The sequence below is a fragment of the Microbacterium sp. Kw_RZR3 genome, assembly GCF_029222405.1.
In the GTDB taxonomy this organism is placed as follows: domain Bacteria; phylum Actinomycetota; class Actinomycetes; order Actinomycetales; family Microbacteriaceae; genus Microbacterium.
Genome location: NZ_JARHXC010000156.1, coordinates 1 through 13,202 on the forward strand (window position 1 = coordinate 1; position 13,202 = coordinate 13,202).

The window sequence follows — 13,202 nt, forward strand, 5'->3', positions numbered from 1 at the left end:
CGTCACACGATGGCTCTCGGCGCTTTTCGCGTCACTGATCTGCGATGCGCCGTCGGGGTATGGCCTGTCGACCCGCTGCATCGGGGAGACGTGCGCAAGCTCTAGGCGGACGGATCGGCCGAGAACGAGGCGAGGCGCTCCACGAGCTCGTGCAGCGTGGCGTCGTCGACGACGAGACCGAGCCGCACATGCCCGCGTCCGCGCGGACCGAAGCCGTCGCCGGGGGCCACCGCGACGCGGGCCTCTTCCCGCAGGCGGCGGGCGAACGCGACGGCGTCGGTGCGCGCGGGAAGGCGCACCCACACGAAGAACGTCCCCCGCGGCTCGATGACGTCCCACCCGATCGCGCGCAGACCCGCGACGACGAGGTCGCGACGACGACGATAGACCTCGACCAGGTCGGCGGCGGCCGACTGATCGCCGCGCAGCGCCGCGGCCGCGGCCTCCTGCGTCGCGCCGAACATCGTACTGAAGGCGTGGGCCTGGTAGCGGCGCATGGCCGCGATGATCGTGGCATTGCCGGCGGCGAAACCGACCCGCCATCCCGCCATGCTGTAGGTCTTCGACAGCGTCTGCACCTCGACGGTGCGTCCGTCGGCGCCGTCGACTTCCAACGCCGAGAGCGGCCGCGCCTCGAAGCCCAACGACGAGTACGCGAAGTCGTGCACGAAGGCGGCTCCCACGCGATCGGCGTAGTCGATCGCCGCCTCGAATGTCGCCGGGGTCGCCACCGCCCCGGTCGGGTTGTTCGGGTAGTTCAGCAGCAGCACGCGCGCACGGTCGAGGTGCGCGAGCGCCGCGAAGTCGGGCTGATGATCCGGCCCGACGAGCGGGAGCGTCGCCGCCCGCGCCTGAGCGAGGTCCACCGCCGACGTGTACATCGGATAGCCCGGGTCGGGAAGCACGACCGTCGACCCGGGATCGGCGAGTCCGAGCACCGCAGCCATGAGCGCCTCGTGTGACCCGTGGAAGACCGCCACCTGGGTGTCGGGGTCGAGGTCGAGCCCGTGGTCCTCCCGGTACCGCTGCACCACGCCCTCCCGCAGCGACGGGCGCGCTGCGTACGACGGGTAGCGGTGGTTGACGGGATCGGCGACGAACCGTTGCATGGCCCGGACGATGAGCTCGGGCGTCGGCAGATCGGGGTTGCCCTTGGACACGTCGATGAACTGCGGTCCCGGGAGAGCCGCGATGCGGGCGTTCTCGGCATCCATCGCCCCCCAGAAGTTCGGGGGGAGGGCGTCGACCCGGGTGGCGGGCGCGAAGTCGACCACCGTCAGCGCCGCCGGTAGCGGCGCGCGAGCGCGGAGCCCAGCGCCTGGATGCCCTGGACGAGCACGATCAGGGTCACGCAGGTGATCACCATCGCGAATCCGTCGTACCGCTCGTAACCGTACGACAGCGCGAGGTCGCCGATGCCGCCGGCGCCGACGACGCCCGCCATCGCGGTGGCGTCGATGAGGCCGACGGTGGCGATGGTGATGGCGAGGATGAGGGAGCCGCGCGCCTCTGGGAGGAGGAACCGCCAGAAGATCTGCAGCGGAGAGGCGCCCATCGACCGCGCCGCCTCCACGACCCCCGCGGGAACCTCGAGCAGAGAGTTCTCGACCAGGCGTCCGATGTAGGGCGCGACCATCACGGTGAGAGGGACGATCGCGGCCCAGACGCCGATGCTCGTGCCCACCAGCAGCCGGGTGAACGGCAGGATCGCCACGAGCAGGATGATGAACGGCAGCGATCGGATGAGATTGACGACGGTCGCGAGAACCAGGTTGACGGCGGTGTTCTGGAGAACTCCGCCTCGGCGTGTGAGCGCGAGGATCGCTCCGAGGACGACGCCCAGGATCGATCCGAGCACGAGCGAGACGCCCAGCATCTGCAGCGTCTCGCCGAGGGCACGGAAGTACATGTCGGGGGTGACGAGCGTCCACTTGTCGCCGTTCATCCGGCCACCTCCTCGAGCTCGACCACGCGCGCGGCGAGATAGCCGTGCGCTTCGCGGATCTTCTCCGGGGAGCCGGTGACCTTCACGATCAGCTGCCCGACGGTGTGGTCCTGGATCTGCGTCATGTCGGCGTGCAGCATGTTGACGTCGACGCCGACATCGCGGATCAGGCCCGTGATGAGAGGCTGCTCGACCTCGGCATCCAGGAGCAGCATGCGCCAGAGTCCGTCGCCGCCCAGGTGCTCAACGACGCGCCGCGGGAGCCCGCGCGGGACGATGGTGTCCACGAAATCGCGCGTCGCGGCGGCGCGAGGACGGATGAAGGTGTCGAGCACGCTCCCGTGCTCGACGACCTCTCCCTCGGCCATCACGGCCACCTCGTGCGCGAGGTCTTTGATGACGTCCATCTCATGCGTGACGACGAGGATCGTCGTGCCGTATTCGCGGTTGATCCGGCGGAGGAGATCGAGGATCTGCGCGGTCGTGGAGGGGTCGAGCGCGCTCGTGGACTCGTCCGACAGCAGGATCTTCGGGTTGCGGGCGAGGGCGCGCGCGATGCCGACGCGCTGCTTCTGCCCGCCCGACAGGTCGCCGGGGTGGTTTCCGGCTTTGCCGCTTAGCCCGACGAAGGCGAGCACCTCGTCGGCGCGTCGGCGGGCTTCGGCGGGGGAGACTCCGTCGAGGCGCAGGGGGAGCGCGACGTTGTCGCGCGCGGACAGGGTCTCGAGCAGGTTGAACTGCTGGAAGATCATGCCGGTGTTCTTCTGTGCCGCGCGCAGGTCACGCCCCCGCAGCGACGAGATGTCGACGCCGTCGACCAGCACCCGGCCCGAGGTGGGCTTCTCTAGTCCGTTGACGGTGCGGATCAGGGTGGACTTCCCCGCGCCGCTGTATCCGATGACGCCGAAGATCGTCCCCGGGGCGACCTCGAGCGAGACGTCCCGGAGGGCCGTCGTGGTGACGGCCCTCCGGGTGTAGCTCTTGGTCACCGCGTCGAAGACGATGCCTCCGCCCGCGGTGCCGCTCACTGGAACCAGGCCGGGAGCTGGTAGCCGGAGTACTGCGGGTTCGCCTTGATGTAGTCGATGAACTCCTGCGATTCGTAGGCCGACTTGATCGCCTGGGCCCACGGAGTGTCGACGTCGACCGAACGGACCGCGACGACGTTGGAGAACTGCACCGGCTGGTTCTCGACCGCGAGGGCATCGTCGTAGTTCAGGCCGCCCGAGACGATGAAGTTGCCCTGGATGGTGGCGAAGTCGACGTCCTGCAGGGCCGGAACCTGCTGGGCGTTGTCGATCGGGGTGATGTTCAGGTTCTTCGGGTTCGATGTGATGATCGACAGGTCGGCGGTGTTGGGGTCGTCGACGTCGGCGAAGTCGATCCACCCCACGTCGCGAAGGATCAACAGACCGCGGTAGAGGTTCGACGGCGAGTTCGGCACGGTGACGGTCGAGCCGTCCGCGACCTCGGCGAGGCTCTCCTTCTTCCCGCCGAACAGCCCCATGCGCGGCGTCGGGATCTGCACGAGCGGGGCGTTGTCGATCCCTTCCTTCGCGTTCACGAAGGAGAGGTAGACGGGGTGCTGCATGATGTTCGCGTCGATCTCGCCCGTGTTCACCGCGACATTGACGACGATGCCGTCGGTGAAGTCGACCGGCTCGACCGTGTAACCCTCGGACTCGAGGATGGGCTGGATGCCACCCTCGAACATCTCCTTGTACGGGCCGGGGTTGAAGCCGATCTTGATGTCGGTCTTGTCGGTGGACGCCTCGGTCGATGCCGGGGACGACGATGCGCCGCACGCGGTCAGTGAGACGGCGAGGGCGGTGGCGGCCAGGAAGGCGGCGGCGGTACGTGCGAAACTCATGGACTCTCCGGGTGCTCGGATGGTGCGTGGCAGTGGATCGCGTGCTGTGCGAGGGGCCGGCTGTCAGGCGCCGAGCCCCTCGGGGACGGTAGCGAGAGGTCTTCGTCGATCGCGAAACGCTGTGTCACACGCGGCAACAGTTCACCCGCTGGACGGTGAGGCAGCGGCGGTGGCACCCGGAGCTCGAGTTCCGTCTCGGGGACGACCGTCGTCCTCCCCGACTCCGCGTGGCAGGAAACGGACGGCGTTCGGCCGTCCGGTGTAAGACGGCACGCGTAGGCTGGGTCGGTGACTGCCGCTCCTTCCGCCCCGACCGGGGGGAGCACCCGCGGTGCCGTGTACGCCCTGAGCGCCTACCTGCTCTGGGGCGTCCTGCCGATCTACTTCCTGCAGCTCAAGCCCACCGGCCCGTTCGAGGTCGTCGCGTGGCGGATCATCCTCGCCTTCCTCTTCTGCCTGATCCTGCTGACCGTCCTCCGCGCGTGGCGGCCGTTCCTCGCGATCGTCCGGCAGCCCCGCCTGATGGGCCTCACCGCTGTCGCGGGCGTGCTCATCTACATCAACTGGCAGACGTACCTGTACGGCGCCCTGACGAACCACGTCATCGAGACCAGTCTCGGGTACTTCATCAACCCGATCGTGACGGTGCTGCTCGGCGTCATCGTGCTGCGCGAGCGCCTGCGGCTCGTGCCGTGGATCGCGATCGGCCTCGCGGTCGTCGCCGTCGCGGTGATCGTCATCGGTTACGGGGCGTTCCCGTGGATCGCCCTGACGCTCGCGTTCTCGTTCGGCTTCTACGGGCTCGTGAAGAAGCAGATCGGCCCGGCCGTGGATGCCGTGAGCGGTCTGACCCTCGAATCGCTCTGGCTCCTCCCGGTCGCGGCGGTCCAGCTGGTGTTCGTCGCGAACCTGACCGGCATCACGCTCGGTACGGCGGGCGCGCTGCACACCGTCCTCCTGCTGCTCGCGGGAGCGGTCACCGCGATTCCCCTGCTGCTGTTCGCCTCGGGTGCCCGGCGCGTCCCGCTCACGGTGATCGGCCTGCTGCAGTTCGTGGCACCCATCATCCAGTTCGCCATCGGCGTGTGGGTGCTGGGGGAGCCGATGACGCTCGAGCGGTGGATCGGCTTCGGTCTCGTCTGGGTCGCGCTCATCGTGCTGAGCGTGGACTCGATCGTGATGTCGCGTCGCCACCGTCGCTCGGTCTCCGACGTCGCAGAACCGGTCTGACCGGCCACTTTCTGCGCTATCCGGCCCGACCGCACGAGGCGCCTACGCCATCGCGGATGAGAGCGCCAGGGTCGTTATGGGGCTGTGACCGCGACGACGCACATCGTTAACGAACGGCAACACGACGAAAACGTGCGTCCGGTTAGGTTTGGGTCACCAGGCGACCTCTTGTGTCGCCCAACGTTCATTCACAGCAAGGAGCACTATGAACGTCTTCACGCGTAGCCGCGCAGGCAAGGTCCTGGGCGGTATCGCCCTGGTTGGTGCCAGTGCGCTCGTCCTCGCCGGTTGTTCGGGTGGCGGCGGCAACGACGCCGCGGCGCCCAGCGCCTCCTCCGGCGGCGGCGCCGTGTCCACGGCCGACGGCACGTTCCACGTCGGAACCATCCTCCCCGCCACGGGTAACCTCGCGTTCCTCGGCCCGCCCGAGGTCGCCGGTGTCAAGCTCGCGATCAAGGACATCGAGGCCACGGGCTCCGAGTTCCCCTTCAAGGTCGAGCTCACCGAGCGCGACTCGGGTGACACCACGACCGACATCGCGACCCAGTCCGCCACCGAGCTCGTCGACGCCGGTGCGGACGTGGTCATCGGTGCGGCATCCTCGGGTGTCTCGTTCACTTTCATCGACCAGCTCGTCAACGCAGGCATCGTCCAGATCTCGCCGGCCAACACGTCGCCCGACTTCACGACCTACGCGGACGACGGCTACTACTGGCGTACCGCTCCCTCCGACGTGCTGCAGGGCCGCGTGCTCGGCAACCTGATGACCGGTGACGGCGCCGCCAACGTCGGCATCATCTACATCAACGACCCCTACGGCATCGGCCTCAAGGACAACGCGACCAAGGCCGTCGAGGCCGCCGGTGGCGAGGTCTCGGTCGCGGTCCCCTACAACCCGGGTGACACGGTCTTCACCTCGCAGGTCGACCAGCTGCTGCAGGCCAAGCCCGACGCTGTCGCGGTCATCGCCTTCGAAGAGACGTCGTCGATCATCCCGCAGCTCGTCAGCACCCAGGGCTACCCGGCGTCGAAGGTCTACTTCGTCGACGGCAACCTGTCGAATTCGTACGAGTTCCCGGCGGGCACTCTGCAGGGCGCCAAGGGAACCCTCCCCGGCAACCCGGCCGACACCGACTTCCAGGCTCGCCTGAAGGAGGTCGACCCCGCCCTCACCGACTTCAGCTACGCGCCGGAGTCCTACGACGCGGTCATCGTCGCGGCTCTCGCTGCGGCACAGGCCAAGGACGACTCGGGCACGGCGATCCGTGACAACCTGCAGTCGGTCTCCGAGGATGGCGAGAAGTGCACGACCTTCGCCGACTGCCTGAAGCTCATCAACGAGGGCAAGGACATCGACTACGACGGTGTTTCCGGCCCGATCACGTTCGACGCGAACGGTGACCCGACCGAGGCGTACATCGGCATCTACCAGTACGGTGCCGACAACAAGTACACCCTGCTGAACACGGAGTTCGGCTCGCTCAACGAGTGACCTGACACCACGCGAGGGGCTCGGATCCGAAAGGATCCGGGCCCTTTCGCATGTCGTGACTACGGGGTGAGGCCGCAGACGGCGGCTGTGGCCGACAGGATCGCGGCGGCGACCGACGGCGATCGTTCGAGCGGGATGACCACGTCGCGATCCTCGACCCGGACCACGAGGTCGAACAGGGTGCCGACCTTGTCTTCGGCGATCGCGTGCGCATCGCAGCGCTGCGGCGTCAGAGCGATCGTCACCGTCGAGGGAGGGTCGTCCGGGCGCACGGTCACGTCCAGCGGCGTCTCGGTGCCGGCGGGGAAGCGCAGCAGGGGAGTGCCTCGCAGGGCGCGGAGTTCGGCGGTCCCCGCCCCGGCATCGCCGGTCGGCTCGATCGAGACCTCGAGATCGATGGTTCCGCCCTCACCCGCTGCCGCCGACGCGGCCGAGATCCGGGCGACGGATGCCACGGCCTCCCGGCCGCATTCGGTCTCAGCCAGACGAGTGAGCACTCCGAGCTCGTCCGTGACGTCCAGCGTCGCGTCACGGCTTTCCCCGTCTTCTTCGAGGCGCAGTACCGCCCGGACGGACGGATCTTCCGTGACGCACCGCAGAGCGGGCAGCGCCACCGGGAGGTCCACCGTCCGGCCCGGGGAGAGCGGCACAGGTCGCTTCGTCTCGCCGCCGCCCGCCTCCGCGAGGACGGGGGAGGTGAGCGTCGCAGACGTCACGACGACAGGGGAGTCGCCGTCGTTCGTCACGCGCAGCTGCACGCGCCCCGGAGCGATATCGCCGCGTTGCTGTACGAGGGCGACCGAGACGGGTGTCGGCGGGGCACTGCTCGCGCATGACGAGAGCGCGACGCCCACGAGGGTGAGCGCCGCGCTCGCGGCATATCGGCGTCGGATCAGGCGGGAGACTCCCGGTTGTCGCGCTTCGCATCCTCATCGGCGGCGAGGGTGCCCAGGTACAGCTCGATGACACGGGGGTCGGTGAGCAGCTCGCGGCCGGTACCGGTGTACGCGTCCTTGCCCTGGTCGAGCACGTAGGCGCGGTGGCAGATCTGCAGGCAGCGGCGAGCGTTCTGCTCGACCATGATGATCGTCACTCCGGCACGGTTGATCTCGGCGACCCGGAGGAACGTCTCGTCCTGGCGCACGGGCGACAGACCCGCAGACGGCTCGTCGAGCAAGAGCACCGACGGGTCCATCATCAGTGCGCGACCCATGGCGACCATCTGCCGCTCGCCGCCCGAGAGCGAGCCCGCACGCTGACGGCGCCGCTTCGCGAGCTCGGGGAACAGGCCGCTGACGAACTCGAACCTCTCCGCGAAGACCTTGGGCCGTTGGAAGAGTCCCATCTGCAGGTTCTCTTCGATCGACAGGCTCGGGAACACGTTGTTGTTCTGCGGGACCATGCCGACGCCCTTGCCGACGAGCTTGTCGGCCTTGAGCGAGGTGATGTCCTCGCCGTTGAGCAGCACGGCTCCGCCGCGGATCTTCACCTGGCCGAAGATGGCCTTCAGCAGCGTCGACTTGCCGGCGCCGTTCGGGCCGATGATCCCGATGAGATCGCCCTGGTACGCATCGACCGTGCACCCGTTCAGGATGTTCACACCCGGCAGGTAGCCGGCGACGAGGTCGTCGGTGCGCAGCACCGCGGTGCGGGTGGTGGTGGCGGTGTCGGTCATCAGAGCTTCCCGTCCTTCTCGTCGGCGATGAGCTCCGCTTCCGCCTCGGCGGCGGCCTCGGCCTGGATGGTCTCGAGCTGCGACGTGGTCATGTCGCCGAGATCGGTGTCGTGGTGGGCGCCGAGGTAGGCGTCGATCACGGCCTGGTCGCTCATGACGGTCTCGGGCGGCCCCTCCGCCACGACGCGGCCCTCGGCCATGACGACGACCCAGTCGGAGATGTGACGGACCATGTGCATGTCGTGCTCGACGAACAGCACGCTCATCCCCTCCTTCTTCAGGTCGAGGATGTGCCCGAGCAGGCTCTGCGTGAGCGCCGGGTTGACGCCCGCCATGGGCTCGTCGAGCATGACGAGCTTCGGGTCGCTCATGAGCGCGCGCGCCATCTCGAGGAGCTTTCGCTGGCCGCCCGAGAGCGATGCGGCGAAGTCCTCGCGCTTGGCGTCGAGCTTGAACCGACGCAGCAGGTCGTCGGCTCTCGTGGTGTTCTCGGACTCCTGCGAGCGCCAGATCCCCGGGATCAGGGCGCGGAAGATGTTCTCGCCCTTCTGCCCGCGGGCGCCGAGCAGCATATTCTGCAGCACCGAGAGGCGCCCGAGCGACTTGGTGAGCTGAAACGTGCGCACCATGCCCTTACGAGACACCTTGAACGCCGGCACACCGGCGAGGTTCGACCCCTCGAAGCTCCAGCTGCCCGTGTTGGGCTTGTCGAAGCCCGTGAGCAGATTGAACAGCGTCGTCTTCCCGGCCCCGTTCGGGCCGATGAGGGCGGTGATCTGTCCGCGCGGGATCTCGAGGTGGTCGACGTCGACGGCCTTCAGGCCGCCGAACTGACGAGTGACGTTGTCGGCGACGACGATCGGGTCGACCTTGGCGCAGCCGGGTCCGACCTCGCCCTTGACGAGCGGATGTGTGACGGTCGTGTCAGACATTGAACGACAGCTCCTTCTTGTTGCCGAAGATGCCCTGTGGCCGGAAGATCACGAGGAGCATCAGTCCGATGCCGACGAGGATGAAGCGCACCTGGCCCGTCTGGGTGCTGGACATGAACCCCAGGATGCCGACGTCGCGCAGTCCCACGATGATGCCGTTGGACAGCGACAGCAGAACCCAGAACAGCATCGCGCCGACGATCGGCCCGAGCAGGGTGGCCGCGCCTCCGAGAAGGAGCGCGGTCCAGATGAAGAACGTCAGCGCCGTGCCGTAGTTACCGGGCTGCACTGCGCGGGGGAGGATGAACACCACGCCCGCGAGGCCGCCCATGACGCCGCCGAGCACGAGCGCCTGCATCTTGTACGAGTAGACGTTCTTGCCGAGGCTGCGCACGGCATCCTCGTCTTCACGGATGCCCTTCACGACGCGACCCCACGGGCTGCGCATGAGCATGAAGACGAGGAGCGTCGCGATGATGACGAGGCCCCAGCCGAACAGACGCACCCACCAGTCGTTCGCCGAGTAGGTCCACGGGCCGATGCCGTAGGTGCCGCCCGGGAGGGGGTTGAGCGCCTGGAACTCCCGGTTGTAACCGTTCAGGCCCTGTGAGCCGCCGGTGATGTCGGTCAGGCCGACCGTCGAGACGACGTAGCGCACGATCTCGGCCGCCGCGATCGTGACGATCGCGAGATAGTCGGCGCGCAGGCGCAGGGTCGGGATGCCGAGGATGAAGGCGAACAGCACCGATGCGGCGATCGCGATGAGGATCGCGAGCCACACGGGGGCCGAGAGCGAGAGGGTCGCGATGGCGAAGGCATAGGCACCGACGGCCATGAAGCCCGCCTGACCGAAGTTGAGCAGTCCGGCATAGCCGAAGTGCACGCTGAGGCCGATGGCGGCGAGGGCGTAGGCCGCGGTGGTCGGGCTGATGAGCTCGCCCGCGGCGTTGTTGAAGATCGAAAGCCAGTCCATGTCGTCTTTCCTCAGCCGATCCGCTCTTTACGACCGAGCACACCTTGCGGCCGGAAGAGCAGCACGCCGATGAGCACGATCAGGGCCACCGCGTACCGCAGGTCGGGTGGGATGACGATGGTGGACAGTTCTGTGATGATGCCGATGATCAGCGATCCCACGAGGGCTCCGAAAGCACTGCCGAGACCGCCGAGGGTCACCGCGGCGAACAGGAGCAGCAGGATCGCGAAGCCCATGTCCCACGTGACGCCGCGGTAGAGGCCGTAGAGCACGCCCGACAGGCCCGTGAGAGCACCCGCCATGACCCAGACGATGCGGATCACGCGGTCGACGTTGATGCCGGAGGCTGCGGCGAGCGAGGCGTTGTCGCTCACGGCGCGCGTGGCCTTGCCGATTCGCGTGCGGGTGAGGAAGTACCCCACAGCGGCGAGCATCACGATGCTGACACCCATGCTGATGATCGAGGTCAGGGTCACGGTGACGGGGCCGATCGTGACGTTGTCGGTGATGCCGGTCGTGATGTTCCGGGTGCCGCCGTCGAAGAAGTAGAGGTACAGGTAGCGCAGGACGATCGAGAGACCGATCGTCACGATCAGCACCTGGACCAGGCCGACCCCGCGTTTGCGCAGGGGTTTGAAGAGCACGGCATCCTGTGTCCAGCCGAGCGCGGCCGAGAGGGCGACGGTCAGCACCACCGCCAGCAGGAGGTTCCAGCCCATCGCGGTGAAGACGTAGAAGATGATCGCGCCGAAGGTGAGCATCTCACCGTGGGCGAAGTTGTTGACGCCCGTCGTCCCGAAGATCAGGGAGATGCCGATCGCGGCCAGGGCCAGCAGGAGGCCGAAGTTGAGGCCGTAGAAGAAGCGCGAGAACAGCGTGTCCCAGATCGATCCGGATGCCGCCGTCCCCTCGCCCGTGGGGAAGAGGACATTGACCGTGTTGGTCGTGCCGATCGTCACGTCGCGGGTGACGTTGTCGGGGTCACGCGGGACGACGCCGTCCGGGAGCGTGTCGACCTTGAGCTCGGCGGTGTACGAACCGGGTCCGGGGACCGAGACTGACCAGCGGCCGTCGGCGCCGGTGGTGCCCACCTCCGAGAAACCCGACCCCTCGACGGCGACCTCGACGCCCTCGACGGGGTCGTCGCCGGCGCGGATGATGCCGCCGATCGTGTACTGGGTCGAGACGTCGCCGGTTCCGGCCGAAGCGGCCGGGGTGGGGGCGGTCGTCGTCTGGGCGCTCGCGGGTGACGCGAGGAACAGGCTCAGGACGGCGACGGCGCTCGCGAGGAACGCCACGAGGATGGCCATGCGGGATAAGGTGCGCGATCGTATCGCGGTGGGGGAGGGATAACCCACGGAGTCTCCAGTTCGGCAGCGCTGACGAAGTCGTCCCGTCAGCTTCGACGGTCGACGCTACGAGCGTAATGTGTCGAGGGTGTTTCACTGACTGCCTCGTTAGCGAACCGTGTCATCACGAGTGCGCACGGCGGCCAGAGCGCTCGGGAACAATTTCCAGGCTCCCGACGCTTAGAATTCCATCGGACGTCCCTTTCACACAGGCGCTACGGCGCAGGAGGATCCATGGAGCAGCACGACCCCTTCGGTTTCATCGGACTGACGTATGACGACGTGTTGCTCCTTCCCGGGCACACCGATGTCATCCCGAGCGAAGCGGACACGTCGTCGCGCCTCACCCGTCGCATCACCGTCGCCACGCCTCTTCTTTCGTCCGCCATGGACACCGTGACCGAGGCGCGCATGGCGATCGCGATCGCGCGCCAGGGGGGCATCGGGATCGTGCACCGCAACCTCTCGATCGAAGACCAGGCGGGCATCGTCGACCAGGTCAAGCGCAGCGAGTCGGGAATGGTGTCGAACCCCATCACGACGACTCCGGATGCCACCGTGGCCGAAGTCGACGCGATGTGCGCGCAGTACCGCATCTCGGGTCTGCCCGTCGTCGACCCCGACGGCGTGCTGGTCGGCATCATCACCAACCGCGACATGCGCTTCGTCTCGGGCTTCGAGCGCCAGACGACCCTCGTCAAAGACGTGATGACGAAAGAGGGCCTCATCACCGGCCCCGTCGGCATCCACGCCAACGACGTCATCGCGACGTTCGCCAAGCACCGCGTCGAGAAGCTGCCGCTCGTCGACGACGAGGGCAAGCTCGCCGGCCTCATCACCATCAAGGACTTCGACAAGAGCGAGAAGTACCCCCTCGCGACCAAGGACGACCACGGTCGCCTGCGCGTCGGTGCCGCCATCGGCTTCTTCGGCGACGCGTGGCAGCGTGCCGAGGCGCTCCGCGATGCCGGCGTCGACGTTCTCGTGGTCGACACCGCTAACGGGCAGTCCGCGGGTGTCATCGACATCGTGACGCGCCTCAAGGCCGACGAGTCGTTCGCGCACATCGACGTCATCGGCGGCAACGTCGCGACCCGCGAAGGCGCTCAGGCGCTCATCGACGCGGGCGTGGATGCCGTCAAGGTCGGCGTCGGACCGGGCTCGATCTGCACGACCCGCGTCGTCGCCGGTGTCGGTGTGCCGCAGGTCACCGCGATCTACGAGGCCGCGCAGGCCGCGATCCCCGCGGGAGTGCCGGTCATCGCCGACGGCGGGCTGCAGTACTCGGGCGACATCGCCAAGGCGCTCGTCGCCGGTGCCGACACCGTCATGCTCGGCTCGCTGCTCGCGGGCACCGACGAGTCGCCAGGCGAGATCGTCTTCCAGGGTGGCAAGCAGTTCAAGCAGTACCGCGGCATGGGCTCGCTCGGTGCGCTGCAGACGCGCGGCAAGAAGACGTCGTACTCGAAGGACCGCTACTTCCAGGCCGACGTCCCCAGCGACGACAAGCTCATCCCCGAGGGCATCGAGGGCCAGGTGCCCTACCGCGGCCCCGTGTCGGCGGTCGCCTACCAGCTCATCGGTGGTCTGCGTCAGTCGATGTTCTACGTCGGCGCGCGCACCGTCGAAGAGCTCAAGACCAAGGGCAAGTTCGTCCGCATCACCTCGGCTGGCCTGAAGGAGTCGCACCCGCACGACGTGCAGATCGTCGTCGAGGCGCCGAACTACAAGAAGTA

The 13,202-nt window shown here is 67.8% G+C and carries 12 protein-coding genes; 3 read left to right on the forward strand and 9 right to left on the reverse strand.

The genetic code is table 11. The features are described 5' to 3' along the window. Positions 1-101 precede the first annotated feature (101 nt). From P2P98_RS08305 to P2P98_RS08320, 4 genes are read right to left on the reverse strand one after another with little or no spacing between them, the layout of a single operon-like run. Entirely contained in the window at positions 102-1,274 is a 1,173-nt protein-coding gene (locus P2P98_RS08305) for an aminotransferase class I/II-fold pyridoxal phosphate-dependent enzyme (protein WP_275799002.1), read from the reverse strand. A 2-nt stretch (positions 1,275-1,276) separates the two neighbouring features. After that, the gene (locus P2P98_RS08310) at positions 1,277-1,945 is read right to left on the reverse strand and encodes a methionine ABC transporter permease (protein ID WP_275799004.1); all 669 of its coding nucleotides are present in this window, start codon (positions 1,943-1,945) and stop codon (positions 1,277-1,279) included. After that, on the reverse strand, positions 1,942-2,973 hold the full coding sequence (locus P2P98_RS08315) for an ATP-binding cassette domain-containing protein (protein ID WP_275799006.1): 1,032 nt from the start codon (positions 2,971-2,973) through the stop codon (positions 1,942-1,944). Before P2P98_RS08315 ends, P2P98_RS08310 begins: the two co-directional genes overlap by 4 nt. After that, positions 2,970-3,815, reverse strand: coding sequence for a MetQ/NlpA family ABC transporter substrate-binding protein (locus P2P98_RS08320; protein WP_275799008.1), 846 nt, complete (start codon positions 3,813-3,815; stop codon positions 2,970-2,972). Before P2P98_RS08320 ends, P2P98_RS08315 begins: the two co-directional genes overlap by 4 nt. A gap of 288 nt (positions 3,816-4,103) precedes the next feature. Between P2P98_RS08320 and rarD the strand changes: the two genes are divergently transcribed. Together rarD and P2P98_RS08330 are read left to right on the forward strand one after the other, a co-directional pair. Continuing rightward, a complete protein-coding gene (rarD, locus tag P2P98_RS08325; protein ID WP_275799010.1) occupies positions 4,104-5,045 on the forward strand; it encodes an EamA family transporter RarD in 942 nt (313 codons plus the stop codon). A 205-nt stretch (positions 5,046-5,250) separates the two neighbouring features. Then, on the forward strand, positions 5,251-6,537 hold the full coding sequence (locus P2P98_RS08330) for an ABC transporter substrate-binding protein (RefSeq protein WP_275799012.1): 1,287 nt from the start codon (positions 5,251-5,253) through the stop codon (positions 6,535-6,537). Between the two features lie 59 nt (positions 6,538-6,596). On the opposite strand, the gene P2P98_RS08335 is transcribed toward P2P98_RS08330, so the two are convergent. The 5 genes from P2P98_RS08335 to P2P98_RS08355 are packed head-to-tail and all read right to left on the reverse strand — an operon-like array spanning position 6,597 to position 11,427. Further along, positions 6,597-7,391 (reverse strand): hypothetical protein, encoded by a 795-nt coding sequence (locus P2P98_RS08335; RefSeq protein WP_275799015.1) that lies wholly within the window; start codon positions 7,389-7,391, stop codon positions 6,597-6,599. A gap of 38 nt (positions 7,392-7,429) precedes the next feature. After that, positions 7,430-8,212 (reverse strand): ABC transporter ATP-binding protein, encoded by a 783-nt coding sequence (locus P2P98_RS08340; RefSeq protein ID WP_058597882.1) that lies wholly within the window; start codon positions 8,210-8,212, stop codon positions 7,430-7,432. After that, a complete protein-coding gene (locus P2P98_RS08345; protein WP_275799018.1) occupies positions 8,212-9,144 on the reverse strand; it encodes an ABC transporter ATP-binding protein in 933 nt (310 codons plus the stop codon). Before P2P98_RS08345 ends, P2P98_RS08340 begins: the two co-directional genes overlap by 1 nt. After that, positions 9,137-10,117: a branched-chain amino acid ABC transporter permease gene (locus tag P2P98_RS08350; RefSeq protein ID WP_275799020.1), complete on the reverse strand. Its 981-nt coding sequence runs from the start codon at positions 10,115-10,117 to the stop codon at positions 9,137-9,139. Before P2P98_RS08350 ends, P2P98_RS08345 begins: the two co-directional genes overlap by 8 nt. An 11-nt stretch (positions 10,118-10,128) precedes the next feature. Further along, complete coding sequence (locus P2P98_RS08355; protein WP_275799022.1) at positions 10,129-11,427, reverse strand: branched-chain amino acid ABC transporter permease; 1,299 nt, start codon at positions 11,425-11,427, stop codon at positions 10,129-10,131. A gap of 273 nt (positions 11,428-11,700) precedes the next feature. Here P2P98_RS08355 and guaB point away from each other — a divergent pair. Beyond that, positions 11,701-13,202, forward strand: a 1,502-nt coding sequence (gene guaB / locus P2P98_RS08360) for an IMP dehydrogenase (protein WP_275799024.1), incomplete at its 3' end; no start/stop codon positions are given.

Coding starts and splice junctions, on each gene's coding strand:
- P2P98_RS08345 (WP_275799018.1), bottom strand. CDS start 9,144: ATGTCTGACACGACCGTCACACATCCGCTCGTCAAGGGCGAGGTCGGA.
- P2P98_RS08310 (WP_275799004.1), bottom strand. CDS start 1,945: ATGAACGGCGACAAGTGGACGCTCGTCACCCCCGACATGTACTTCCGT.
- P2P98_RS08340 (WP_058597882.1), bottom strand. CDS start 8,212: ATGACCGACACCGCCACCACCACCCGCACCGCGGTGCTGCGCACCGAC.
- P2P98_RS08320 (WP_275799008.1), bottom strand. CDS start 3,815: ATGAGTTTCGCACGTACCGCCGCCGCCTTCCTGGCCGCCACCGCCCTC.
- P2P98_RS08355 (WP_275799022.1), bottom strand. CDS start 11,427: ATGGCCATCCTCGTGGCGTTCCTCGCGAGCGCCGTCGCCGTCCTGAGC.
- P2P98_RS08330 (WP_275799012.1), top strand. CDS start 5,251: ATGAACGTCTTCACGCGTAGCCGCGCAGGCAAGGTCCTGGGCGGTATC.
- P2P98_RS08350 (WP_275799020.1), bottom strand. CDS start 10,117: ATGGACTGGCTTTCGATCTTCAACAACGCCGCGGGCGAGCTCATCAGC.